The following is a 1,425-nucleotide window of genomic DNA, read 5'->3' as shown; positions in this document are numbered from 1 at the left end:
GTTCTTCCAGAACCGCACAGTGGATGCGTAGCGTCTTTGTAACAAGTCCTCGGCCTATTAGTACCAGTCAGCTCCAACCGTTACCGGTCTTCCACCTCTGGCCTATCAACCCAGTGGTCTAGCTGGGGGCCTTAACTCACAAGGAGTGGGATACCTCATCTTGGAACGAGCTTCCCGCTTAGATGCCTTCAGCGGTTATCCCTTCCGAACGTAGCCAACCAGCAATGCTCTTGGCAGAACAACTGGCACACCAGCGGTCCGTCCGTCCCGGTCCTCTCGTACTAGGGACAGCCTTCCTCAAGTATCCTACGCGCGCGGCGGATAGGGACCGAACTGTCTCACGACGTTCTAAACCCAGCTCGCGTACCGCTTTAATGGGCGAACAGCCCAACCCTTGGGACCTACTCCAGCCCCAGGATGCGACGAGCCGACATCGAGGTGCCAAACCATGCCGTCGATATGGACTCTTGGGCAAGATCAGCCTGTTATCCCCGGGGTACCTTTTATCCGTTGAGCGACCACGCTTCCACAAGCCATGGCCGGATCACTAGTTCCGACTTTCGTCCCTGCTCGACCCGTCAGTCTCACAGTCAAGCTCCCTTGTGCACTTGCACTCAACACCTGATTGCCAACCAGGCTGAGGGAACCTTTGAGCGCCTCCGTTACTCTTTGGGAGGCAACCGCCCCAGTTAAACTACCCACCAGGCACTGTCCCTGATCCGGATCACGGACCGAGGTTAGACATCCAATACGACCAGAGTGGTATTTCAACGATGACTCCACAACCACTGGCGTGGCCGCTTCACAGTCTCCCACCTATCCTACACAAGCCGAATCGAACACCAATACCAAGCTATAGTAAAGGTCCCGGGGTCTTTCCGTCCTGCCGCGCGTAACGAGCATCTTTACTCGTAATGCAATTTCGCCGGGCCTGCGGTTGAGACAGTCGAGAAGTCGTTACGCCATTCGTGCAGGTCGGAACTTACCCGACAAGGAATTTCGCTACCTTAGGATGGTTATAGTTACCACCGCCGTTTACTGGCGCTTAAGTTCTCAGCTTCGCCCTTACGGACTAACCGGTCCCCTTAACGTTCCAGCACCGGGCAGGCGTCAGTCCATATACATCGTCTTGCGACTTCGCATGGACCTGTGTTTTTAGTAAACAGTCGCTTCTCGCTGGTCTCTGCGGCCGTCTCGCCCTAGCCTGCAAGAGGCTTCAAGCGCTACGGCCCCCCTTCTCCCGAAGTTACGGGGGCATTTTGCCGAGTTCCTTAACCACAGTTCGCCCGATCGCCTCGGTATTCTCTACCTGACCACCTGTGTCGGTTTGGGGTACGGGCCGCGTGAAAGCTCGCTAGAGGCTTTTCTCGGCAGCATGGGATCACTCTACTTCGCCTCAATCGGCTACGCATCACGTCTCAGCCT

General features: G+C 56.1%; 1 rRNA gene. It reads right to left on the bottom strand.

Going from position 1 to position 1,425, the window contains the following annotated elements:
• Positions 1-37: 37 nt before the first annotated feature.
• Positions 38-1,425: ribosomal RNA gene (locus DI276_RS47665) — 23S ribosomal RNA — on the bottom strand; the annotation flags it as partial.

Source organism: Lentzea terrae, from assembly GCF_003265345.1.
Classification (GTDB): Bacteria; Actinomycetota; Actinomycetes; order Mycobacteriales; family Pseudonocardiaceae; genus Lentzea; species Lentzea terrae.
Note: the sequence above shows the minus strand (reverse complement) of the source record. Positions and strands in the feature narration are given on the sequence as shown.